The 22,936-nt window shown below is 67.1% G+C and carries 22 protein-coding genes and 1 pseudogene; 18 read left to right on the top strand and 5 right to left on the bottom strand.

What is annotated here, in order from left to right; genetic code table 11:
• Window positions 1-261 precede the first annotated feature (261 nt).
• Window positions 262-651 carry a nuclear transport factor 2 family protein gene (locus QAD21_RS23475; protein ID WP_064572124.1) on the top strand — a complete coding sequence of 130 codons (390 nt, stop codon included), beginning with the start codon at window positions 262-264 and terminating at the stop codon, window positions 649-651.
• A gap of 205 nt (window positions 652-856) precedes the next feature.
• On the opposite strand, the gene QAD21_RS23470 is transcribed toward QAD21_RS23475, so the two are convergent.
• Window positions 857-1,537 carry an SDR family oxidoreductase gene (locus tag QAD21_RS23470; protein ID WP_205333781.1) on the bottom strand — a complete coding sequence of 227 codons (681 nt, stop codon included), beginning with the start codon at window positions 1,535-1,537 and terminating at the stop codon, window positions 857-859.
• Between the two features lie 85 nt (window positions 1,538-1,622).
• Between QAD21_RS23470 and QAD21_RS23465 the strand changes: the two genes are divergently transcribed.
• Complete coding sequence (locus QAD21_RS23465; RefSeq protein WP_058252975.1) at window positions 1,623-2,963, top strand: hypothetical protein; 1,341 nt, start codon at window positions 1,623-1,625, stop codon at window positions 2,961-2,963.
• Here the strand turns inward: QAD21_RS23465 and QAD21_RS23460 are convergent.
• Window positions 2,960-3,583, bottom strand: a complete 624-nt coding sequence (locus QAD21_RS23460) for a TetR family transcriptional regulator (RefSeq protein ID WP_065631127.1) — start codon at window positions 3,581-3,583, stop codon at window positions 2,960-2,962. The genes QAD21_RS23465 and QAD21_RS23460 overlap by 4 nt on opposite strands.
• 122 nt (window positions 3,584-3,705) lie before the next feature.
• Here QAD21_RS23460 and QAD21_RS25425 point away from each other — a divergent pair, with 122 nt between their 5' ends.
• Window positions 3,706-3,993 (top strand): MFS transporter, encoded by a 288-nt coding sequence (locus QAD21_RS25425; RefSeq protein WP_307814778.1) that lies wholly within the window; start codon window positions 3,706-3,708, stop codon window positions 3,991-3,993.
• A complete protein-coding gene (locus QAD21_RS23455; RefSeq protein WP_307814779.1) occupies window positions 3,951-5,180 on the top strand; it encodes a DHA2 family efflux MFS transporter permease subunit in 1,230 nt (409 codons plus the stop codon). Before QAD21_RS25425 ends, QAD21_RS23455 begins: the two co-directional genes overlap by 43 nt.
• A gap of 25 nt (window positions 5,181-5,205) precedes the next feature.
• Here the strand turns inward: QAD21_RS23455 and QAD21_RS23450 are convergent, their stop codons facing one another.
• Both QAD21_RS23450 and QAD21_RS23445 read right to left on the bottom strand, forming a co-directional pair.
• A complete protein-coding gene (locus QAD21_RS23450; protein WP_205333782.1) occupies window positions 5,206-5,538 on the bottom strand; it encodes a hypothetical protein in 333 nt (110 codons plus the stop codon).
• Window positions 5,539-5,663: 125 nt separating this feature from the next.
• A complete protein-coding gene (locus QAD21_RS23445; protein WP_137809188.1) occupies window positions 5,664-5,954 on the bottom strand; it encodes a WhiB family transcriptional regulator in 291 nt (96 codons plus the stop codon).
• A 554-nt stretch (window positions 5,955-6,508) separates the two neighbouring features.
• Here QAD21_RS23445 and QAD21_RS23440 point away from each other — a divergent pair.
• From QAD21_RS23440 to QAD21_RS23380, 13 genes and pseudogenes are all read left to right on the top strand, one after another.
• Window positions 6,509-6,892 (top strand): ethanolamine utilization protein, encoded by a 384-nt coding sequence (locus QAD21_RS23440; protein WP_205333783.1) that lies wholly within the window; start codon window positions 6,509-6,511, stop codon window positions 6,890-6,892.
• Window positions 6,893-6,901: 9 nt separating this feature from the next.
• Window positions 6,902-7,486 carry a dimethylamine monooxygenase subunit DmmA family protein gene (locus tag QAD21_RS23435; RefSeq protein WP_159371727.1) on the top strand — a complete coding sequence of 195 codons (585 nt, stop codon included), beginning with the start codon at window positions 6,902-6,904 and terminating at the stop codon, window positions 7,484-7,486.
• On the top strand, window positions 7,483-8,484 hold the full coding sequence (locus tag QAD21_RS23430; protein WP_205333784.1) for a PDR/VanB family oxidoreductase: 1,002 nt from the start codon (window positions 7,483-7,485) through the stop codon (window positions 8,482-8,484). The genes QAD21_RS23435 and QAD21_RS23430 overlap by 4 nt, the downstream gene beginning before the upstream one ends.
• Window positions 8,481-10,013, top strand: a complete 1,533-nt coding sequence (locus QAD21_RS23425) for a DUF3445 domain-containing protein (protein ID WP_205333785.1) — start codon at window positions 8,481-8,483, stop codon at window positions 10,011-10,013. Before QAD21_RS23430 ends, QAD21_RS23425 begins: the two co-directional genes overlap by 4 nt.
• Window positions 10,010-11,008: a PDR/VanB family oxidoreductase gene (locus QAD21_RS23420; RefSeq protein WP_065631121.1), complete on the top strand. Its 999-nt coding sequence runs from the start codon at window positions 10,010-10,012 to the stop codon at window positions 11,006-11,008. The genes QAD21_RS23425 and QAD21_RS23420 overlap by 4 nt, the downstream gene beginning before the upstream one ends.
• Window positions 11,005-12,015, top strand: a complete 1,011-nt coding sequence (locus QAD21_RS23415; RefSeq protein ID WP_165629345.1) for a DUF3445 domain-containing protein — start codon at window positions 11,005-11,007, stop codon at window positions 12,013-12,015. Before QAD21_RS23420 ends, QAD21_RS23415 begins: the two co-directional genes overlap by 4 nt.
• A gap of 56 nt (window positions 12,016-12,071) precedes the next feature.
• Window positions 12,072-13,442: an ammonium transporter gene (locus QAD21_RS23410; RefSeq protein WP_065631120.1), complete on the top strand. Its 1,371-nt coding sequence runs from the start codon at window positions 12,072-12,074 to the stop codon at window positions 13,440-13,442.
• A 229-nt stretch (window positions 13,443-13,671) separates the two neighbouring features.
• Complete coding sequence (gene glnT, locus QAD21_RS23405) at window positions 13,672-15,027, top strand: type III glutamate--ammonia ligase (protein WP_205333800.1); 1,356 nt, start codon at window positions 13,672-13,674, stop codon at window positions 15,025-15,027.
• Window positions 15,028-15,091: 64 nt separating this feature from the next.
• Window positions 15,092-15,987, top strand: a pseudogene (locus QAD21_RS23400) (glutamine amidotransferase).
• A complete protein-coding gene (locus tag QAD21_RS23395) occupies window positions 15,975-16,733 on the top strand; it encodes a protein glxC (RefSeq protein ID WP_205333787.1) in 759 nt (252 codons plus the stop codon). The pseudogene QAD21_RS23400 and the gene QAD21_RS23395 overlap by 13 nt, the downstream one beginning before the upstream one ends.
• A 179-nt stretch (window positions 16,734-16,912) precedes the next feature.
• Window positions 16,913-18,244, top strand: a complete 1,332-nt coding sequence (locus QAD21_RS23390) for an FMN-binding glutamate synthase family protein (protein ID WP_137809192.1) — start codon at window positions 16,913-16,915, stop codon at window positions 18,242-18,244.
• Complete coding sequence (locus QAD21_RS23385) at window positions 18,241-19,431, top strand: FAD-binding oxidoreductase (protein WP_280360314.1); 1,191 nt, start codon at window positions 18,241-18,243, stop codon at window positions 19,429-19,431. Before QAD21_RS23390 ends, QAD21_RS23385 begins: the two co-directional genes overlap by 4 nt.
• Before the next feature lie 49 nt (window positions 19,432-19,480).
• Window positions 19,481-20,173 (top strand): XRE family transcriptional regulator, encoded by a 693-nt coding sequence (locus QAD21_RS23380; RefSeq protein WP_065631115.1) that lies wholly within the window; start codon window positions 19,481-19,483, stop codon window positions 20,171-20,173.
• A gap of 9 nt (window positions 20,174-20,182) precedes the next feature.
• Here QAD21_RS23380 and QAD21_RS23375 read toward each other — a convergent pair whose 3' ends face one another.
• Complete coding sequence (locus tag QAD21_RS23375) at window positions 20,183-20,869, bottom strand: EthD domain-containing protein (RefSeq protein WP_280360313.1); 687 nt, start codon at window positions 20,867-20,869, stop codon at window positions 20,183-20,185.
• A 328-nt stretch (window positions 20,870-21,197) separates the two neighbouring features.
• Between QAD21_RS23375 and QAD21_RS23370 the strand changes: the two genes are divergently transcribed.
• Window positions 21,198-22,601: an IS1380 family transposase gene (locus tag QAD21_RS23370; protein ID WP_348534523.1), complete on the top strand. Its 1,404-nt coding sequence runs from the start codon at window positions 21,198-21,200 to the stop codon at window positions 22,599-22,601.
• The last annotated feature ends 335 nt before the right edge of the window (window positions 22,602-22,936 follow it).

Below are 22,936 nucleotides of genomic sequence, written 5' to 3'. Positions count from 1 at the left end.
GGACCCTGCGGCGGTCCCGCATCTGGCACCGGGCTCCACTCGTCGGAGACGACGGGCGGCTGCCACGGGGGCTCGCCGGACGGTGGTGGAGGTACGCGCGGCGGCTCGGTCATCGAGAGGTGCACCGGCCTTTCCGCACGCGGGGAAACTGTGCGGCGAACGTATCAAACAACTCCGACCGGGCACCGAAATCATCCACCGGTTGACGGACGCCGTGCTACCGTGCCGAATTAGAACACGTTCTACTTTTCTGGAGGATTCATGACCGTGGAACAAGCCGGGCTCGCGGAGAAGATCGACGCGGCCGTCGACGCCTATATCGAGCTGCTCAACTCGGGTACCGCAGAGCAGATCGCCGACCTCTACGCCGCGGACGCGACCGTCGAAGACCCCATCGGCGCGGACATCCGCGACACCCGCGAGCAGCTGGTGGAGTTCTACTCGGTGATCACCGGTATGGACGAGCGCACCGCGACGCTCAAGTGGAAGAAGATCGCCGGCGACACCGCGGTCTTCGAGTTCACCCTGGTCACCAAGACCGCCGGACTCGCCTTCGAGATCACCCCCGTCGACATCATGGTCTTCGACGCCGAGGGCAAGGTGTCGACGATGCGCGCGGTCTGGCAGCAGTCGGATCTCAAACAGCTCTGACCGCGATCCCTCCGCTCCTGACAGAGCCCGGAGCTTGCGGAGGGCGCGTCAGCCTTGCTCCCTGAGGTGCGAGGAGCGCAAGCGACGAGCCACGAAGGGCCTGGTGGACGGCGGTTTCTAGCGATCCCCCAGACGTCTTGCGGGCCCTTCGTGGCTCGCTTCGCTCGCACCTCAGGGAGCAGAGAATACGGACGCTCAGGAAGGGTCAGCCCCGCCCCGTCGGCCTCAGCACGATTTCTTCGGGGTGGGCGTCGGCCGGGGTGGAGATGGCGTGCACGACTGCTCGGGCGACGGTCGCGGGACGCAGGAACCGCGACCCGTCGTACTCGTCTCCTTCGATGGCGACGATGTCGCGCTGCATGTCGGTGTCGATGCGGCCGGGGAAGACGGACGTCACCCGGAGGGTCGGTTCCTCGACACGCAACCCGTCGGCGAGCGCTCGCGCCGCGAACTTGCTTGCTGCATAGGGGGTCCATCCGGGGTTGACCCGACGTCCCGCGCCCGAGTTGATGAACACGACGTGGCCGGCGGCCGCTCGTAACGCGGGGAGCAGCAACCGCGTCAGTTCGGCAGCGGCGACGACATTCACCTCGAGGACATGACGCCATTCCTCGACGGGGGTCTCGCCGACGGGCTCGAGGCTGCTGGACACCCCCGCATTGTGGACGAGGACGTCGAGTTCGGTGATCGCCTCCACGGCGGCCTCGACCTCGTCGTAGTCGGTCAGATCGGCAGCGAAGGTGCTCGCGCCGTCGAGTTCGGTCGCCAGCCGATCGAGTTCGGGGGAGGGGCGTCCGCCGAGCAGGAGGTCGTGGGTCGGCGCGAGCTGGCGGGCGATCTCGGCTCCGAGGCCGCGGCTCGCCCCGGTGATCAACGCGGTGGGCACCTCTCGACCCTACTGCGAATTCGTGGGCGGCAGCCCCGTCGGGCTCGATGAGCAGACGCCGACGTCGCGGGGCACAATCGTCGACGTGGCCCGGTACGGATTCACCCCAACGCAGCTGTCGGCACGTGCCGCGTACCTGCTTCGAGGCAATGACCTGGGCACGATGACAAGCGCTGCGCCCAAGTTGTATCCGCACATGTGGAGCTGGGATGCGGCGTTCGTCACGGTCGGTCTCGCGCCGTTGTCGGTGGAGCGGGCCGTCATCGAGATGGACACCCTGCTGTCGGCGCAGTGGCGCAACGGGATGATTCCGCACATCGTCTTCGCGAACGGCCGCGACGGCTACTTCCCGGGGCCGGCTCGCTGGGAGTGCGCCCGCCTCGCCGAGTGCGCGCCCGACTTCCCCGACACGTCCGGTATCACCCAGCCGCCGGTGCATGCGATCGCGGTGCAGCGGATCCTCGACCACTCCCGACGCCACGGTCGCACCACGCGCGCCGTCGCCAACGAGTTCATCGACCGGCGATGGAGTTCGCTGGTGCGGTGGCACCGGTGGCTGGCACACGCGCGAGACCCCAACGGGCGCGGGCGGATCACTATCTTCCACGGCTGGGAGTCGGGGATGGACAACTCGCCACGCTGGGATTCCGCGTACGCCAACGTGATCCCCGGGGTCGACCTTCCGCCTTACCAGCGCGCCGACCTCGATCACGTCGACGATTTCTCGATGCGGCCCACCGACCTCGAGTACGACCGTTACATCTGGCTGGTCGAACAGATGAAGCGCGCCAATTACGACGACGCGCTGCTCCCGAAGGTGATGAGCTTCGCCGTCGAGGACGTCTTCGTCTCCGCCATCTTCGCCGTCGCCTGCGATGTATTGGCGACGATCGGTGAGGACTACTCCAAACCGCGGTCGGATGTCCGAGATCTCCGCGCGTGGGCCGATCGATTCCGGGCCGGGGTCGTGTCCGCCGCCAACGACCGGAACGGTGCCGCAAGGGATTTCGACCTGCGAGCCAACTCGTGGATCAACACCGAGACGATCGCGGTGTTCGCGCCGCTGCTGTGCGGCGGCCTCTCCCGGGACCGCGAACGCGCGCTGCTGCGACTCTTCGACGGTCCGCGGTACTGCGGCCACCCGGATCTGCGGTATGCGGTCCCGCCGTCGACGTCACCGATCTCGGCCGACTTCCGCCCGCGCGAGTACTGGCGCGGGCCCGTCTGGCCGGTGATGACCTGGCTCTTCAGCTGGGCGTTCGCCCGCCGTGGCTGGACCGAGCGGTCGGCGCGCCTGCGCGAGGAAGGGCTTCGCCAAGCCACCGACGGGACGTTTGCCGAGTACTACGAGCCGTTCACCGGGGAGCCGCTCGGCAGCATGCAGCAGAGCTGGACCGCGGCGTCGGTGCTCGACTGGCTCGACTAGAGCTCCCGCATCCGACGGCACACGTCGTCGTAGACGTCCACCAGCGGCCGGGGCGTCCCCGACGACCCGGGACGCTCGTTGATCTCTACCCACTCCTCGAAGGCGCACTGCACCTCGAGATTGGCGATCTCCAGGATCATCCGGAGCTGGCCCCGCGTCCGAGCCGAGCTGCGGTCGCCGAGGGCCTCGGGCCGTCGGCGTGACTTGTCGGCGTAGCGGCCGAGGGCGGCACGGCTCAGGGTGGGTGTCGCGAGTACGAGTTTCTGCACGCGCATGAAATGGGCGGACACGTCGTCGCTGCGATCACCGAACCCCTCCAGGAGCTGCCGGTAGACGCCCTCGATGTCGGCGAGCGACAGGGCATCGGGGTCGATGCCGGCCAGATGGTCGTCGAGTGCCTGGTCGAAACCGAAGCGGTCGAAGAGCACGCACTCTTCCTTGGTCGGGAAGTACCGGAAGAACGTGCGCGGTGAGACCCCGGCGGCAGCGGCGATCTCGTCGACCGTCGTCTCGTCGAATCCGTTGCGCTCGAACAGTTCCACTGCGGCCTCGTGGATCTCCAGGCGCGTCGCATCTCGACGGCGGGCCCGCAACCCGCCGGTCTCGGAGGGTTCCGGCATGGGTCGAGACTAGCGGTCGACCCGCCGATATGTCAGTCGGTGCCACTCTGGCAGGCGCTGCCACTTTCCGGTAGCGTCGCCGTGTGATCGACCCGGACCCCCACAGCGATGAGAGAACGACAGTGACCGAGAACGCCGCCCTCCCGGGCACCGACAACCGCACCGACACCGGCACGGATCGCAGCGCCGTGCTGCTCATCGGGGTCCTGCTGGTCGCGGCCTTCGTGGTGATCCTGAACGAGACGATCCTGAGCGTCGCATTGCCCACCCTGATGGCCGACCTCGAGATCACCGCCGCCACCGCGCAATGGCTCACCAGCGGGTTCCTGCTGACGATGGCGATCGTCATCCCGATCACCGGCTACCGATGCAGCGATTCACCCTGCGGTCGATCTACATCGCGGCGATGACGTTGTTCACGATCGGCACCCTCGCCGCCGCCCTCGCGCCGGGCTTCGAACTCCTGATCGTCGCCCGCGTGGTGCAGGCGTCCGGCACCGCGCTCATGGTCCCGCTGCTGATGACGACGATCCTGAACGTCGTCCCGGAGCAGAATCGTGGCCGCACGATGGGACTGGTCTCCATCGTCATCGCCGTCGCGCCGGCCGTCGGTCCGACGGTGTCCGGCCTGATCCTGCAATCCCTCAGTTGGCGAGCCATGTTCTGGATCGTGCTGCCCATCGCGATCGGTGCGCTGATCCTCGGCGGGGTGTTCGTCCGCAACGTCACCGAACGTCGGCCCGCGCAGCTCGACCTCATCTCGGTCCCGTTGTCGGCTCTCGGCTTCGGCGGTGTCGTCTACGGTCTCAGCAGCATCGGGGAGTCGGCGGGTGGGCACGCCCCGATCCCACCGTGGGTGCCACTCGTCATCGGCGCCGTCGCGCTCGCGTTGTTCGTCGTGCGACAGCTCAAACTCGCCGACCGCGGCTTGGCACTGCTCGACCTGCGGACCTTCGCGATCGCACCGTTCCGCTTGGCCGTCGTGCTGATGGCCGGGTTCATGCTGACGCTCTTCGGCGCGCTCATCCTGCTTCCCCTTTTCCTACAGAACGTGATGGGCAAGGACGTCCTGACCACCGGCCTCGTGCTCCTGCCCGGTGGCCTGGTGATGGGTCTGCTGGCGCCCTTCGTCGGTGCATTGTTCGACAAGGTCGGTGCACGACCACTGGTGCTACCGGGCACCTTGGCCGTCAGTGCCGGCACGTGGCTGCTCACCACGCTCGACGCCGGGTCGTCGTTGGGCATGGTGATCGCGGCTCACGTGATCCTCAGTGCTGGTATCGCTTTCGGTCTGACGCCGCTCATGACCTCAGCGCTGGGATTGCTGAGTCCCGAGCTGTACTCGCACGGCAGCGCGACCGTCAGCACCATCCAGCAGGTCGCGGGAGCGGCAGGCACCGCGCTGTTCATCACGCTGATGTCCCGGGGTACACAGTCGGCCATCGACGACGGGGTGAAGCCGCTGCAGGCGGGGGCCGACGGCATTCACCTGGCCTTCGTCGTCGCGGCCTGCCTGTCACTCGTGCTCATCGCAGCGGCCGCGCTCGTCCGTGGCCGAACGGGTGCGCCGGCGGCCCGGGCCGCCGAGTCGGCCTAGCCGCTCGACCGTCGGCCCGGCCGGCTCACCGGGTCCGGTAATCCAGCAGACCGGACCAGAACTCGTCGGGGATCTCGTCGCCGGCGCGCAGCACCTGCGCCAAGCCGGCGGCCATGAAGACGCCGAGCAGACCGAGCCATAGCCCGGACACCGAGATCGCCACCCAGGCGATCACGACAGCGGCAGGCCACGGGTCGAGGATCAACGAGACCGGCGCGAAGAAGAAGCCCGCCCCGATGAACCACGAGGACAGGGCGCGGTCGCACCGCATGACCGCGGTCAGCCACCGCGGACTCGAGCCCGTGGGCGCGAGGAGAGCAGCGGGTCTTCTGCCGACGGCGGTCGGTCGGTCGGTCATCGGACACCTCCTCTGCGGATCGTCGTGATCCTAGTGTCGGCGTCAGACATCGTGAGAGCCACTACCTCTCAGGTAGTCGCCGCACCCGGGCCGATGTCGTGTGCGAGTGCCACCGCATCGTCGGGTCAGGCCGTCGTCCGGTGCTCTTCGTTCGGGTGCGCGTGCGGAAAGCCGATGGATTGCAGTCGATTCAGTGCATGGGTACGGGCCCGGTGCTGGTTGCCCGGCGGCGGCACGTAGACACCCGCCCAGATCCCGGTCAGGTGAGTCGGATCGTCGAGGGCGAGGCGGGCGCAGCGCGAACGGATCGGACAGCGGACGCACCCGTCGACAGCGTGCCGATTGGCCAGGCTCCGGGCACCGGCGGCCTGCTCTGGGAACCAGGCGTCCGGGTTCGAGGTACACGTGGGTCGCATGTCAGGCACTCCGCCGACATCGCGCGCACTTCGTGCACGACCTGTCGTGCTGGTTGCGCCGGCAACCGTCACCCACTGACGCCGATGGCCCATTGATCCCTCCGATCAAACTGAGAACGTATGTTGTCAGAGTCTGGTCGAAGGTGCAACACTGATCGCGAATCACGTTGCGGCGCGGTCGCAGTCGTGCCGAGCAGGCCCGCGGAGTCGAGTCATGAGACGGCGCCCGGCTGGGTTCTCAACCGGGCGCCTGGGCCGGGTCGCTCGCATGCGGCGGAACCGGCTTGCCGACCGCGGTACCCGACCGACCAGGGGCCGAAACGGTGCGCACCTGCGGGTCGATGTCTGCGTGCCCGACCGATCACCCTGTCCGGGACGGGCCGGTTCCGTAGCACGCCATTACAGTGCCGTCACACCTACGAAACACGACGCTTGTTTCATAACAGGGGACAAAGTCCACTACGGGGAGTCGCGCCGATGGGTCGCGGACCCCGGATGTCGTCGACGTACCGCCGCCCGCGAGTACGCCCAGATCGAACCTGTGAAGGAGCATCGTGACCATCGAGAGTGCCAAGGCCCTGGAGTTCCGCGTGACCAGCGGCGGATACGAGGATCTGCCGAAGATGCCCGAGGCGGAGTACCCGGGCACCGAGGGCTTCATCGGAGACGTCTACGAGAACCCGGACGGAAGCCCCATGTGCAGCGGGTACTTCGAGCTGCGCCACACCGACGAGCCGCTGTACTACGAGTACGAATACGACAAGATGAAGGTCGTGCTCGAAGGCGAGTTCCTCCTGGAGAACAGGGAGACCGGGCAGAAGACCGTGGCCAAGGCCAAGGACGCGATCTTCTTCCCGAAGGGGTCCAAGATCTACTTCAGCACCCCCGACTACGCGCTCGCCTTCTACACCGGGTTGCGCGACGCCACCCTCCTCTGAGTCGCTGCCATGTCGCAGATCGACTTCTCCAGCGTGCCGACGTGGGCACGTCCAGGCGTACCGATCGAGGCGACGACGCCCCCACCGACCGGCAACTCGTACGTGCTGGTCGGTGTCGGGGATGTCGCCGAGACCCTGGCTCGCTGGGAGTCATCACTACCTCCGCGTGCCACCACACGTATCCACGGGGATACCGACTCGGTCGCCGCCCAGCTCGGCAGCACCCTCGCCGAAGCCGTTGTCGGCGTGCGAGTCTGGATAGCAGCGGAGCCTGGATCGGCACTGACACTGCGCGCGGTCGCGCTCGGTGCCGGACTCGAGGACGACGAGATCGCCGTCGTCCCGGTGACTTCCGCGCCGCAGTCGGTCGTGCAGATCTTCTGCGCACACTGCCGATCGGTCACCCGCGCGGCCGCGGCCGTCGATGACATCGTCGGGTGCGTCGGTTGCCGTCGCGACCTGCTCGTGTACCACCACGTCTCGCGTCGAACCGGACAATATCTGGGTTTCATGGCCGACGCCGAGACCGCCCAGTCGGCCTGTCCGGGAACCGGACCAGGCGAGGTACCCACCCTCACGAAGGATCCCTCATGAACACCGGAGTGGCCGACATGAGCAGCCCCGAGTCCGTCGTGCGTCCCGGAGCCGGCGCGACGACGCTGGAACTCGTCGTCACGGCTGTCGACGCCCCCGCCCGAGACATCCGCGCGATCACCTTTTCCGACCCCGGCGGCAACGTGCTGCCCGGTTACATCCCGGGCAGTCACGTCGTCGTGCACGGGGGTGCCTTCACCAACGCCTACAGCCTGACCGGCGACGGCGCGCATCCGTTGCACTACTCGATCTCGGTGCTCCGACTCGATGACGGCAAGGGCGGATCGCGTTGGTTGCACGACGAACTCGAGGTCGGCGCAACGGTGTCGGTGGGGTTGCCGCGCAGCGCGTTCGCTCCGGTCGCCCGGGCGCGTAAACATCTCCTGATCGCCGGCGGGATCGGGATCACGCCGATGATGTCCCACCTTCGGTCGGCGGCTCGCTGGCGCCGGGATGTGCAACTGCTGTATGTCTTCCGTGATTCGGCGGCCGCCCACCTCGACGAGGTCACCGCACTCGCCGGACCCCGTGCCGAACTGTTCACCGACCGGCACTCTTTCGCCGATCGCCTCGCACAGACCCTGCGTACCCAGCCGATCGGTACCCACCTGTACGTATGCGGTCCGGCGGCGATGATCGACGCGGTCACTGCTGCGGCGGTGGACGCCGGCTGGCCGGAATCGCGGATTCATCTCGAGCGGTTCGGGATCGACGCTCTCGACGCCGGCGACCCCTTCCGTGTGGAGCTGACCGCTTCCGGGCGGACGGTCGATGTACCGGCGGGGACGAGCATGCTCGAGGCTCTCGAGAACGAGGGCATCGTCGTGCCGAATCTCTGCCGGCAAGGCGTGTGCGGTGAGTGCCGCATCCCGCTCGCCGGCGGTATCCCGGTCCACCGCGATCTCTACCTCACCCCCGAGGAGAAGGACGCGGGCAACGCCATCATGCCGTGCGTCTCGCGCGCTTCGGCCGCCAGCACCCTGGAGGTTCCCCTGTGACAGACACTCTCGACCCGGGCGGAGCGACGACGACGGTCGCGCCAGATCTCCTCGCGGGCTTCCCGTTCCCGTTCCCCGAGGACCGCTATCGTTACAGCACGAATGTCGAGCCGGCCCGGACCCCGGTGACCACGGCGGCCGGCGAGTGGGGGACGTCGGTTGTCGACATCGATTCGGAGTACCGCACCGAGATCGATCAGCGCGCGGTGATCCTGGCCGCCGATCCCACCCGCCATGCTGTGTTGCCGCATATGGTCCCGGCCGCGTGGGACGCGATGTTGACCGTCATGGGTGAGCTCGCCGCGACCTGTCCCGGGTTCCGGCTCGCGTCGACCGGACCCGACACCTGGTTGTGGCACAACGAAATCCTCGGGATCGAGCAACACTTCCGATACGGTGACCCGGCGTCACTTCCCGAGGAACCGTTGCGCTACATCAGCTCTCAGGTCCAGGAGGACATCGCCCTTCTGGATCAGCGCAATGGGCAACTCCACGTCGATGCCGGGGTCGTCACCTTCGCGGCCGATTGGAGTTTCGGGTTCGACGTCGGGATGAGCTTCCTCGAGATCCACGGACCGGTGCCGCGCATCCACCCCGAAGGCGTCATCACCCGTGCGCACGAGTTCCTCAAGCGCCTCCAACCTCATCAGCCGTATCGACGAACCAACTGGACGTTGACGATCGACCGCAGGCTCGACGTCTCGACCGAGATCTATCACAAGTGGGGACCGGACCGGGAGGTCATCCAACAGGTCCCCGACGACGAGTTCGGCAGGCGGGTACACCTCCGCGTCGAAGTGCAACACCTCATCCGGCTGCCGGATTCGGGTGCGGTGATGTTCCTCATCCGGACGTACATGCTTCCGCTCGAGCAACTCGCCACCGTCGAGGTCTGGCGCCGACGCACCGCGGAGGTGTTGGCCGAATTGCCCGGTGACATGGCCGATTACAAGGGCATCATCAAGTTCCGGGATCGTGCGGCGCAGTGGCTGCGCGCGGCCGCACCGGCGACGCAGGAGACCACCGGGGCCGGCATGCCGCGGTGGCCCGCCTCGCCCCCGGCCGTCGACACCACCGGGGCGGCGTTCCTCGTGGTGGCGATCGGCGACGATCCGGCAGCCGCGCACGTGTCACGGAACTGGGTGGCGGCCGCCGAGGCCGCCGGAGGGACGCGGTTGGTGGTCCTGGACTCACTGGGCGACGCGGTCGACAGATCGGCGTTGCAGTCTGCTCTGGACGAGTGCCGCACCGGTACCCGAGTCCTGGTCACCGGCGGGCAGTACGACGTCATGACGGCACTCGCCATGGCGCGTAACGCGGGGGCGGTGGCGGCCGAACTGTCGTGCTATGTCACGCACACCCGCGACCTACCGCTCTACTGCGCGCATTGCCGCGAGACCTTTCGCGCCGAGGCCGTTGTCGGCGGCGTCGTCGCGTGCCCCGGTTGCGCTCGGGATCTCGAGGTGCACGAACACCATTCACCGGTGATGGGCAGCTTCCTGGCCTCTGCGGTCGGCGGCGACGAATGACCGCGGTCGCCGTAGGGCAGTACCCGGCCCACCTTCATCCGGCCTATGCCACCGGTCCGCGACCGATGCGTGTCATGTCCGTGCGACAACTCACGGACGAGGTCACGCATTTCCGGTTCGGCCCCGTCGACGACGCCCACGCGGTCCTGACCGCGTACCAGCCGGGCAGCCATCTCATCATCTCGGCCGGCGGACAGCGGAATGCCTACTCGCTCGTCGACGACGGGATGTACCCGACCAGCTACGGCATCTCGGTGTTGCGACGTGGTGCGGGCGGTGGTTCGGATTGGTTGCACGACAACCTCGTCGTCGATGCCGTCATCGAGATCGAGGGTCCGCGTTCGATGTTCCCGCCGGTGCTCGATCAGCGCGGCGCATTGCTGATCGCGGGCGGAATCGGGGTCACTCCGGTGCTGTCGCACGCCCGTGCCCTCGCTCGGGACGGGCGTCGGGCCGACATCGTCTACTCCTATCGGCGTGGATGCGGTGCGCACACCGAGGACCTGCGGGCGCTCGCCATGCAACCCTCCGTGACGCTGCACGAGGTGTCCGGGGCCGCGGCCACCATGCGGGTGATCGCTGAGCGATTGCGGGCGCAGCCGCTCGGAACGCACGCCTATGCCTGTGGTCCCACGTCACTCCTGGAGGCGTACACGCGGCTCGCGGAGGACGCCGGATGGCCCAGCGCGCGAGTACATCTCGAACGTTTCACCGCCCCCGAACAGGATCCCGGCGATCCCTTCACCGTGACGGTGGCGTCTTCGGGCCTCCGCATCGACGTGCCACCGGGTGTGTCGCTGCTGCAGCGGTTGCTCGACAACGGCGTCCCGGTGCCGAGTCTGTGCCGCCAAGGCGTGTGCGGCGAATGCCGAATCCCGGTGCGAAGCGGCCGAATCGAGCACCGCGACTTCGTACTGACCGACGACGAGAAGACCGTGGGCGACGCCATGCTGTGTTGTGTCTCGCGCGGTCAGGACATCGAGGTGGACCTGTGAGCATCGAATCGTTCCCGACCCGTCGGGTCGACCACCTGGCGAACCTGCCGTGGCCGTTTCCGGACGAAATGGAGGAGTTCTCCTACAGCGTGAACGTCGAACCGGCACGCATCCCGCGTCCGACCCGGGCCGGCGAATGGGGCAGGCACCTCGTCGATCTCGGCGGCGCCGAGTATCCGGAGATCATGGCCGAGCGACGGCGGATCCTCGACGCCGATCCGACACGCGTCCGTGTGCGCCCGGGGATGGAACTGGCCTCCTGGGATCTGCTGTTGTACTACCTGCGCGATCTCGGTCACGCCTACCCCGCGGCGATGGAGCTCACCGAACACGCTGACGGTCGATTCCGTTGGTGCAACCGGCTTCTGGGTACGGATCAGGAGTTCGTCCTGGGTGATCCGGCCACCCTTCCCTACGGCCCCATGGAATTCCTGGCGCGTGAGGTACCCGACGACCTGCTGCTCGTCACCGAACGCGACGGGCACCTGTACTTCGACGCCGGCGTGGTCACCTTCGCCGCCGCGTGGTCGGTGTCCTTCGACGTCGGGATGGACATGTACGAGATCCACGCGCCCGTTCCCCGCATGCTCCGCGAAGGCATCGTCGCCCGCGCCGAACAGTTCCTGCGGAGGCTACCCGCAGACCAGGTGTACCGCAGGGTGAACTGGACGCTGTCGGCGTCGGACTCCCACAAACTCGACGTCAGCCTCGAGGAGCTGCCGGAGTGGGCGGCCGACGTCGCGGGCATGATCGCCGACGGCGATTTCGGTCGCGCGCGACTGCGCATCGAGCTGGAACACTTCGTCCGGTTGCCGATGTCGGGTGCGGTGACGTTCAATATCCGGACATTCATGGCCTCGCTCGAGGACGTGAAGCGCATACCCGAGTGGGCCGGTCAATTGGCGACCGTCATCGAGACGCTCGGCGAGGACATCGCCGCCTACAAGGGTTTTCTCGACTATCGCGACAACGTCGTCGCATACCTCCGCGGTCAAAGTCGCCCGTGAGCCCTGGTCCCGTAACACCCGACTTCTCGTAGAGTCCCAGAACCGAAAGATCGCTCATGGAACCCATACTCGCCGCCAATGCCGACCTGGCATGGATGCTGGCGGCCTTCGTCTTCGTCCTGCTGATGTTCCCGGGCCTGGCCTTCTTCTACGGAGGCATGGTCGGATCGAAGAACGTCCTCAACATCATGACGATGGTCATGTCCACCCTGGCGATCACGGCGGTCCTGTACGTCGTGATCGGGCACGGCCTGGTGTCCGGTCCGTCGGTGGGCGGGTGGGGCCTCATCGGCAACCCGACCGACTACATCGGCCTGACCAACTGGCTCACCGACGACGCTTCCGGCGCCACCCAGACGCTCTACTTCGCAGCCTGGTTCATCCTGTTCGCGGCCATCACGATCGCGATCGTCGCCAGCGGCGCGGCGGGCCGGATGAAGTTCTCGGCGTGGCTGGTCTTCGCGCCGATCTGGCTCATCGTGGTGTACTTCCCGGTCGCCCACTGGGTCTTCGCGGCCGACGTCGACGACAACTACAGCGGCGGTTTCCTGCTGAACGATCTCGAGATCGTCGACTACGCAGGCGGCACCGCCGTCCACATGAATGCCGGTGTCGCGGCCCTTGCCCTCGCGGTGGTGCTCGGTGCGCGCAAGCGGCGGATGGAGCGCCCGCACAACGTGCCGATGACGATCATGGGCGGCGGCATCCTGTTCTTCGGCTGGTTCGGGTTCAACGGCAGTTGCGCGCTCGGCGCCAACTTCCTCGCGCAGGCCGTCATCCTGAACACACTGCTGGCCGGTTCGGCGGGCATGATCGGGTTCGCGATCATCGAGAAGTGGCGCGAGGGGCACGTCACCTCGCTCGGCATGATCACCGGCACCGTCGCGGGCCTCGTCGGGATCACCCCCGCGGCCAGCAGCATGGCACCGCTCGGTGCGCTGCTCGTGGGCATCTTCGCCGCGGCGGTCGTGGCGTTCCTGCTGAGCTTCAAGAGCAAGCTCAAGATCGACGAGACGCTGGATGCCTTCGCCGTGCACGGCATCGGCGGGATCGTCGGAACCATCTGCATCGTGCTCTTCGCCACCGAGGCCGCGCCGGCCGGTGTCCAGGGGATCTTGTTCGGCGGTCCGGTGGACATCGTCTGGCGTGAGCTCGCCGGCATCGTCATCACCTGCACGTACTCGTTCGTGATGACCTGGCTGATCGCCAAGGGACTCGACAAGCTCATCGGCATGCGCGTCGACGAGGAGACCGAGATGGTCGGCCTCGACACCGCGGTCCACGCGGAGACGGCGTACGAGATCCCCGCCGCCTCGGTCGGTCACGCCGGCGGACTCGCGACCATGTCGCCGGCCCGCGCCGCGGACAAGGTGGAGGAGGCGATGCCGCCGTCGACTCCGGCCTCGGCGCCACCGGCCGGGGTCTGATCCATACCGGTCATCGGTTGGCAACTGCTCGGGGGTTCACCGTTCGACGGTGGGCCCCCGAGCGCTGTGCGTCCGAGGACGTGGAAAACGTTGCCGGACAGATTGACACCCACCGCTCACGGAGTCGAAACAGGGACGAAACATCCACCAGGTCTACTAATAGTAGACAATGGTTCACGCGAGTGGACATGCGGAACGAAAGCCCTTAGAGTCGACCCCGGAGCACATGATGACAACCACCGAGACAACGACCGGCGAACTCGCCGATCTCTGCTCGACGCACGGCACCAAGTTCATCCTCGCGATGTTCGTCGACCTCCGCGGCAAGCCCTGCGCCAAACTGGTGCCGGTGGAAGCGGTGGACGAATTGGCCACCGAGGGCGTAGGTTTCGCCGGATATGCGGTCGGCGCGATCGGCCAGGAGCCGAAGGATCCCGATCTCATCGCTATCCCCGATGTCCGGTCCTTCCTGCCCATCCCGTTCATCAAGGAGGGCCTCGCGGTCGTCCAGTGTGATCCCCATGTCGAGGGCAAGCCGTGGCCGTTCGCGCCCCGGAACATCCTCAAGGCGCTCATCGCGCAGACCGCGGACGCGGGTTTCGAGCCGTGGGTCGGGGCCGAGGTCGAGTACTTCCTCCTGAAACGGGCCGCCGACGGCTCGCTGGTGACCGCCGACGCCGCCGATGATTCCGACCAGCCGTGCTACGACGTCCGCGGTCTCACCCGGATGTACGACCACCTCACCACCGTGTCCACCGCGATGAACCAACTCGGCTGGAGCAACTACGCCAACGACCACGAGGACGGGAACGGCCAGTTCGAGCAGAACTTCGCCTACTCCGACGCGCTCACGACCGCCGACCGCGTCGTCACGCTCCGGTACCTGCTCTCCGCCCTGGCTGCGGAGAAGGGCATGATCGCGACCTTCATGCCGAAACCCTTCGCAGAGCGCACCGGGTCGGGTCTGCACTTCCACCTGTCCCTTACGCAGGCGGGCGACCCGGTGTTCCCGCAGGTCACCGACGACGAGCGAGGACTGGGGTTGTCGGAGACGGCGTACGGGTTCATCGGTGGGATTCTGGAACACGCACCCGCGCTCCAAGCCGTGATCGCACCGACGGTCAACTCCTACAAGCGAACCGGTGCGACGGCGACGCGCTCGGGTGCGTCCTGGGCTCCGCGGCGGGCGACCTACGGCGGCAACGACCGCACCCACTACATCCGGGTGCCCGATGAGCAGCGCGTGGAGCTCCGTGGCGGTGACGGGTCGGCGAATCCGTACCTGGCCGTCGCCGCGCTGCTCGGTGCGGGACTCGACGGCATCAAGCGGAGTCTGGACCCGGGCGCCGTCGGCAACTGCCCCGGCCACATCGCCGAACTCCCGCTCACCCTCCTGCACGCGGTGGAGGCGCTGGAGGCCGACGGGGTCGTCGCCGGCACGCTCGACGCCGCGCTTCCCGAGGACTGGCCCGAGGACGAGCAGCGGGTCTCGGCATACTTCGCCGGACTCAAACGCGACGAGTTCTTCGACTGGCACGCGGCGGTCACGCCGTGGGAGGTCGACAAGTACCTGACGGCGTTCTGACCGTCCTTCCCCCAGAACACAAGATCTCTCAACGAGATTCATCGATCGACGTAAGGAACTGATCATGTGCGGAATCGTCGGGCTGCACCTGCGCAACCCTGACCTTCACCCCCGGTTGGGCGAGATGCTCGCCGGGATGCTCGGCGAGATGCAAGACCGTGGCGCGGATTCGGCGGGTATCGCCGTCTACGGCAACCCCACGTGGGCACCGCCCGGACACGGCTGCATCTCCCTCCTCGAACTCGACGTTCTTCCCGACGAGGTGTCCACGACGCTGGGTGCGGCCCTCGGCGTGCCGGTCGCCGCACAGACGATCGACGTGACGCTGGTGGCCTCCGCCCCCGCGCCGGCCGAGGAGCTGCTGGCCGCCGCCCGGGCCGCATACCCGCAGGCCCTGGTGGCCGGTTTCGGGTCGGACCTGACCGTCCTCAAGGGCGTCGGCGCACCCCGTGACCTGACCGAATCCTGGGGCCTGGCCGCGGCGTCGGGATGGCAGGGCGTCGGGCACACCCGGATGGCGACCGAATCGGCGGTCACCTCCTCGGGCGCACATCCGTTTGCGGTCGGCCCCGAACAGTGCCTGGTCCACAACGGTTCGTTTGCGAATCACGCGACCATCCGGCGTGAACTGCGCGCTGCCGGAGTGGAGTTCGACAGTGAGAACGACACGGAGTGGGGGCGCGCTTCGTCGCACACCAGCTTGCGGCGGGCAAGGACGTGGAAACAGCACTGAAAGAGGTCTGCGCGAACTTCGACGGTTTCTACACGTTGCTGGTGTCGAATCGCGATTCGTTCGCGGTGGTCCGTGACGCCATCGCATGCAAACCGGCCGTGATCGCCGAGACCGACGACTGGGTGGCGATGGCGAGTGAGTACCGCGCACTGGCCAAACTGCCCGGCGTGGAGAACGCCCGCATCTGGGAGCCCGAGCCGGAGGTCGTCTACGCATGGACTCGATGACCGCCGAGTTTCCCTCCACCCCTCCCGTTCCCGCCTCGAACGACACGGCGAAAGCTGAGACGATGAACCCCAATCACACCTTCGACCTCGCCGAAACCCCGTTGCGCGAGATCAATTCGATGCTGCACGGGGACATCTCCGGCGAGATCGTCATCGACAACCCGGCCGGAGCCCACAGCGTGGCCGCGGGCGTCAACCTCCCGGTGAAGATCACGATCAACGGACATGTCGGCTACTACGCGGCCGGCATGAATCAGCAGGCCGAGGTCACGATCAACGGAAACGCCGGAACCGGCGTCGCCGAGAACATGATGAGCGGCAGTGTGATCGTGAAGGGCAACGCCTCCCAGTCGGCCGGCGCCACCGCCCACGGCGGGCTCCTCGTCGTCGAGGGTGATGCCGCGGCGCGCTGCGGCATCTCGATGAAGGGCGTCGACATCGTCGTCGGTGGAAACGTCGGCCACAACAGCGCTTTCATGGCGCAGGCGGGGCGTCTGGTCGTCCGCGGGGACGCCGGCGACGGTCTCGGTGACTCGATCTATGAGACCCGCATCTACGTGCGCGGCGAGGTCGCCTCGCTGGGTGCCGATTGCATCGCCAAACCGATGCGCGCCGAGCACCTCGAGGAACTGGCCGGATTGCTCAAGGCCGCCGGTTTCGGCGACGACGACCCCCGCGACTACACCCGCTACGGCTCTGCCCGCGAGCTCTACCACTTCAAGGTCGACAACACCTCCGCGTACTGAGCCGTCCTCCGCTCCCTGAGGAGCGCCCGGAGCTTGCGGAGGACACGCAACCCCCCGCTCCCTGAGGTGCGAGGAGCGTTAGCGCGGCCGACCACCTGCTCCCTGAGGTGCGAGGAGCGTTAGCGACGAGCCACGAAGGGCCGCAACGTCGCACAACCACACGACGAAAGAGAACCACCATGACCGACAACCTGAGCGTCGAACAGCGCGGCCTGCGCGAGTCGGCCACGTTCGACCGCACCACCATCGCCGCGATCCAGCGCGCGGCCGAGACCGGCATCTACGACATCCGTGGCTGGGGCGCCAAGCGCAAGCTGCCGCACTTCGACGATCTGCTGTTCCTCGGCGCGTCGATGTCCCGCTACCCCCTCGAGGGTTATCGCGAGCGCTGCGACACCGACGTCGTCCTCGGCTCGCGAAATGCGAAGTACCCGTTGCATCTCTCCACCCCGGTGACGATCGCCGGGATGAGCTTCGGCGCGCTGTCGGCCGGGGCGAAGGAAGCGCTGGGGCGCGGCGCCTCGGAGGTCGGTACCTCCACCACCACCGGTGACGGCGGGATGACGCCCGAAGAGCGGGGTCAGTCCAAACACCTCGTCTACCAATACCTTCCGTCGCGATACGGGATGAACCCCGACGACCTGCGCAAGGCCGACGCGATCGAGATCGTGCTCGGTCAGGGTGCCAAACCGGGCGGCGGGGGAATGCTGCTGGGACAGAAGATCTCCGAACGCGTGGCTGGGATGCGGACCTTGCCACAGGGTATCGACCAGCGCAGCGCGTGCCGTCACCCCGACTGGACCGGACCGGACGACCTGGCGATCAAGATCAGCGAGTTGCGCGAGATCACCGACTGGGAGAAGCCGATCTATGTGAAGGTCGGCGCCACCCGCACGTATTACGACGTGAAACTCGCGGTGCATTCCGGCGCCGACGTCGTCGTGGTCGACGGCATGCAGGGCGGAACGGCAGCGACCCAGGACGTCTTCATCGAACACGTCGGCATCCCGACCCTCGCTGCCATCCCGCAGGCGGTGCAGGCCCTGCAGGAGTTGGGCGTTCATAGGGAGGTCCAACTCATCGTGTCGGGCGGAATCCGCAACGGCGCCGATGTCGCGAAGGCGATGGCCCTCGGTGCCGACGCCGTCGCCATCGGCACCGCTGCGCTGATCGCGTTGGGCGACAACGATCCCCGATACGCCGCGGAGTACGAGGCGCTGGGATCGGCAGCCGGTTTCTACGACGACTTCCAGGACGGGCGTGATCCCGCGGGCATCAGCACGCAGGACCCGGAACTCTCGGCGCGTTTCGACCCAGTCCTCGGCGGAAAGCGCCTGGCGAACTTCTTGCGCGTGATGACGATGGAGGCCCAGACGATCGCCCGTGCGTGCGGCAAAGCGCACCTGCAGCATCTGGAGCCCGAAGATCTCGTCGCCATCTCGATCGAGGCGTCGGCGATGGCCCGCGTTCCGCTCGCCGGGACGAGTTGGATTCCGGGGGCGGGCCTGTGAGCACCGAGACCGCCTCGGTCGTCATCGTCGGTGGCGGCCTCGAGGGCGTGGCGGCCGCCTGGGCCTTGGGACAACGCGGCATCACCGATGTGATCGTCTGCGAGCGGGACACCGTCGGCGGCGGGATGACGGGCAAGTCTTCGGGAATCGTGCGGTGCCACTACGGCGTCGGTTCGCTGGCGGCGATGGCCGCGGTCGGACTCGAGGTCTTCGAGAAGGCGGAGGAGATTTTCGGCTCCGACATCGGATTCCGTCAGACCGGATATGTCGTCGGCGTCGGCGAGCCGAATGTCGAGAACATGCGCAAGAGCCTCGCGGCGCAACGTGCGGTCGGCGTGCAGACCGAGGAGATCGACGCCGCCGATGTCGCCGCGATGTGGCCCACCGCCGACCTCGAACCCTTCGCGGCCTTCGGTTGGGAAGAGCGCGGCGGCTACGGGGACGCGTATCAGACCGCGCAGGCCTTCGCGGCCTCGGCGCGGGCAACAGGAATCCGAATTCGTCAGGGCACCAACGTCGCCGGCCTGATCGGCGACGCCGACCGGGTGACGGGAGTCCGACTCGCGGACGGTTCGACGATCTCCGCGGACACCGTGGTCGTCGCCACCGGTGTCTGGTCCAAACCGTTCCTCGCGCCCTACGGGGTCGACATCCCGATCGAGGTGCACCGCGAACAGATCGTGATGATTCACCCCGGTGAGGACCTCGGCGAGGTGCCGGTCTTCTCCGATCTGGTGTCGCTGCAGTACGTCCGACCGGACGTCCGGGGCGAGATTCTGTTCGGCAACAGCGATCTCGCGGCGCTCGACATAGCGAATCCCGACGACTACCGGAACCGCGCGGACTCGGACTTCATCGACCTCACCGTCGACAAGGTCGGCACCCGGTTCCCCGGGTTCACCGATCCGGCCATCACCACGAGCTACGCCGGGTGCTACGACGTCACACCCGACTGGAATCCGATCATCTCCAGCGGACCACTGGACGGGCTCGTCCTGGCGGCCGGGTTCAGCGGCCATGGGTTCAAGATCTCGCCGGCGGTCGGCCGGTTGATCGCCGACCTCGTCGTCGACGGACGCAGCGCGGACCCGCGTATTCCGGAGTCGGACTTCCGGTTCACGCGGTTCGCCGAAGGCGACCTGCTGACGACGCGCTTCCCGTATGTGGGAGCCGGCGAGATGCGCTGACCGGGACGCCGGATGATCCGAGGCCGTGGCCGTCGACAAGGGTGGAATCGTGTGTCAACTGTCAGGAAACGTTGTTTCTCACTATGCTGGCGGCGTGACGGACGACCCATTGATCCGGAATCAGTCCGGCACCGCGCGAGAGAGACCTGTCGACCAGTCGGTCGAGGAGCTGGAGCTCGAGACGGCGATCGCGCACAACGTGCGGCGCCTGCGACGTCAGCAGGGACTGTCGGTGGGGGACATGGCCACTCGCGTCGGCATCTCCAAGGCGATGCTGTCGAAGATCGAGAACGCCCAGACCTCGTGCAGTCTCAGCACGCTCGCTCGCCTGGCCAACGGCTTCGACGTGTCGGTCACCTCGCTGTTCCGCGGCGCCGAGATGGAGCGGTCGGCGGTGTTCGTCAAAGCGGGCGAGGGCTCGGAGATCGTGCGCGAGGGGTCCCGGGAGGGTCACGAGTACGAGCTGCTCGGGTCGCTGCGCGGTGAGCACAAACGCCTGGAATGTCTCCTCGTCACCTTGACGGAGAAGTCGGTGACCCAGCCGTTGTTCCAGCATGCGGGAACCGAGTTCCTGTACGTCCTCGAGGGCGTGATGGACTACGCCCACAGTCGCTCGGTGTACCGGATGCACCCGGGCGACTCGCTACAGCTCGACGGCGAGGGCGCGCATGGACCCGTCGAACTCGTCGAGCTGCCGGTGCGCTTCCTGTCCGTGATCGCGTTCCCGGATTCGGCCGTGTGACAGCCCGATTCAGGTTCGCGACCGGCTGAGGTCGAAGTCGTAGCGCGAGGTCGGCACCACGTCGAGGTGGCGGTCCGCGCCGAAGCGGGACACGCTCTCGAGCATCAGGGTCATCCGACGCTCGAGTTCCCGCTGGTCACCGCCGCTTCCGTAGAACGCGTGGATGTCGCTGACCGCCGCCATCGGGAACAGTTCCTCGACGATGGCCGCGACCGGCGGGATGTCCTCGGTCAACGGTCGTTCGACGATGTTCTGGACGTAACCGAACGTGGCCTGGGTGTCGATGGCGACCTGGGTGTGATCGTCCAACCAGCGGCGCAACCACTCGGCGTGGTCGAGTTCGTCGGGTCGCCGCAAGAACGCGACGTTGGACAGCGCGTCGATCCGCGTCCCGTCCGCGGGCAGTTCCGGATCCAGCGGTGTCCGCGCGGTGACCGCCCAGGCGGCGATCGGTCCGTCGAGCACGTGGTTGACGACGGCGAGGACGGGCCCGGGGTCGGGCGCCCAGAACGAGAGCACGGCGCCGATCGGCGGGTCTAGTTCGTCGATGCGCATGGCCCCGGAGACCGCGTCGTCGCTGAGGTTGACCTGCATGCGCGTTGCCCCCGCTGCCATACAGCGCTCGACGAGATCGTCGGCGTCGGCACGGGTCGGCCCGCCGCCCCGGATGGCGACGATCACCTTCGAATCCGTCATCCCGCGGACGGTACCGGGCGTTCCGCGCGCCGGTCGCCGATTCGCAGATCCACCGCCGTCTCACCAAGACCCTTCGTGACGCGGCCTCCGCAAGCTCCGGCCGCTCCTCAGGGAGCGAGGGGTCGCTCCTCGGTATCCGCGGCCTGTCGGCCGTCGTGGACTACGAAGAACCCGTTGTGCATGGGGCGAGCCCTATTACTGCTCCCTGAGCCTGGATATTTCACTGATGTTGCTGGTGTTCGGCGTGTGATACGCGAAAGTGCCTGTCTGCCTTGTGATTATTGATTCACCACAAACAAATAGTCACAAGAAGAAAGGCACCTCGCAGGTGAAGAATAACGTGTATCCCGAGTTGATTGTCGACCCCACGCGCACTGAGTCGGTGGTGACAACCTCGGGAGCGGTGTTGCTGACGAAAACCGTGCAGGTCTGCGGCCTGGGCGCCGCCCTGACCGCGGCAATGGCGCCATGGCGAACGACAGCCACGGTCCATGATCCGGCCAAGATCGTGCTGGATCTGGCGATGACCTTGGCGACCGGTGGTGACTGTGTGGCCGATGTGGCCACAGTCCGTGCTCAACCACAGTTGTATGGGCAGGTGGCCTCTGATCCCACGATCTCGCGGGTGATCACCCGACTCGCTGCTGATGTCGAGGCGGTCAGTACCGCGATCGGTGCGGCTCGCGCCGCCGCGCGGGAACGGGTGTGGGACATCGCCCGCCCACTGGAAGGCGCCGCGGGCAGCGTCGATGGCGGGCTGGTGACCGTCGATCTCGATGCCACGACCGTGACGGCCGGATCGGCCAAAGAACAGGCCCAGAAAACGTATAAACGGGTGTTCGGGCATTCCCCGATGTGTTCGTTCGTCGACCACGGCGCCTACGGCACCGGGGAAACACTGAACCTGGACCTGCGGCGTGGGGGCGCCTCCCCCAAGGGTGCGGACATGCACATCGCCGCCACCGAAAGGGCGGTGGCGCAGTTGCCCGCTGCCGAACGCGCCCACGTGCTCATCCGTACCGATTCGGCCGGGTGTGCCAAAGAGTTCCTGGCCTACCTGGCCGAGCAGAATCTGCAGTACTCGGTCGGGTTCACCATCACCGAACTGGTCAAAGAAGCCCTAGACGTGCTGCCCGAGGCTGCCTGGGTCACCGCGGTCAACAACGCCGACGCCGATCCGCGAGCTGATGCCCAGGTCGCCGAGATCACCCGCTACCTACCGCCGGCCACCCGTGCCGCAGAACCCGGCTACAAGTCCTGGCCATCGGGGATGCGGCTGATCGTGCGCCGCGAATATCCCCACAACGGAGCCCAACACCTCATCACCGATATCGAGGGCCGCCGCTACACCGTGTTCGCCACCAACACCCGCGGCCGCGGCTGGACACTGCCGATCCTGGAACTGCGTCACCGTCAACGTGCCCGCGCCGAAGACCGTATCCGCTGCCTCAAAGACACCGGCATGGCCAACCTACCGTTCGACTCATTCGCCAAAAACCAACTGTGGCTCGACATCGTCGCCCTAGCCTCCGACCTACTCGCCTGGACTCAAACCCTCGGCTACACCCGCCACGACCCCATCCGCCGCTGGGAACCCAAACGCCTACGCCACCGCCTACTCACCGTCGCCGGCAAAATCATCACCCACGCCCGCACCACCACCCTGCGACTACCCACCGACTGGCCCTACAACCACCACATACGCCACGGCTGGCAACGCCTCACCGCCTAACCAGCCCCCTGTCACACGCACCCGGTCACCGCAGCCCCCACCCCCACCAGGAACTGAGAACAACCAGCGAACCGAACGCTGGCGACCCACCCTGCCCACACACCAACACCAACCCCACAACCCCACACCGACCGTTGATCGACGAAAACCCAGCCACCCATGAAAGATTCAGGCTGAGGTGCGAGGAGCGATAGCGACGAGCCACGAAGGGCCTGGTGAGACACGTTGCGGAGCCCTTCGTGGCTCGCTTCGCTCGCACCTCAGGGAGCATAGAATTCGGGCGCCCAGGAGGGTTCGCTCGGTGGTCCACGACGGCCGTCCGGCCGCTCCTCAGG

Origin of the sequence: Gordonia sp. SMJS1, from assembly GCF_029866425.1 — a bacterium.
Classification (GTDB): Bacteria; Actinomycetota; Actinomycetes; order Mycobacteriales; family Mycobacteriaceae; genus Gordonia; species Gordonia hongkongensis.
The sequence above is the reverse complement of the archived record's forward strand: the minus strand, read 5'-3'. Positions and strand labels throughout refer to the sequence as shown.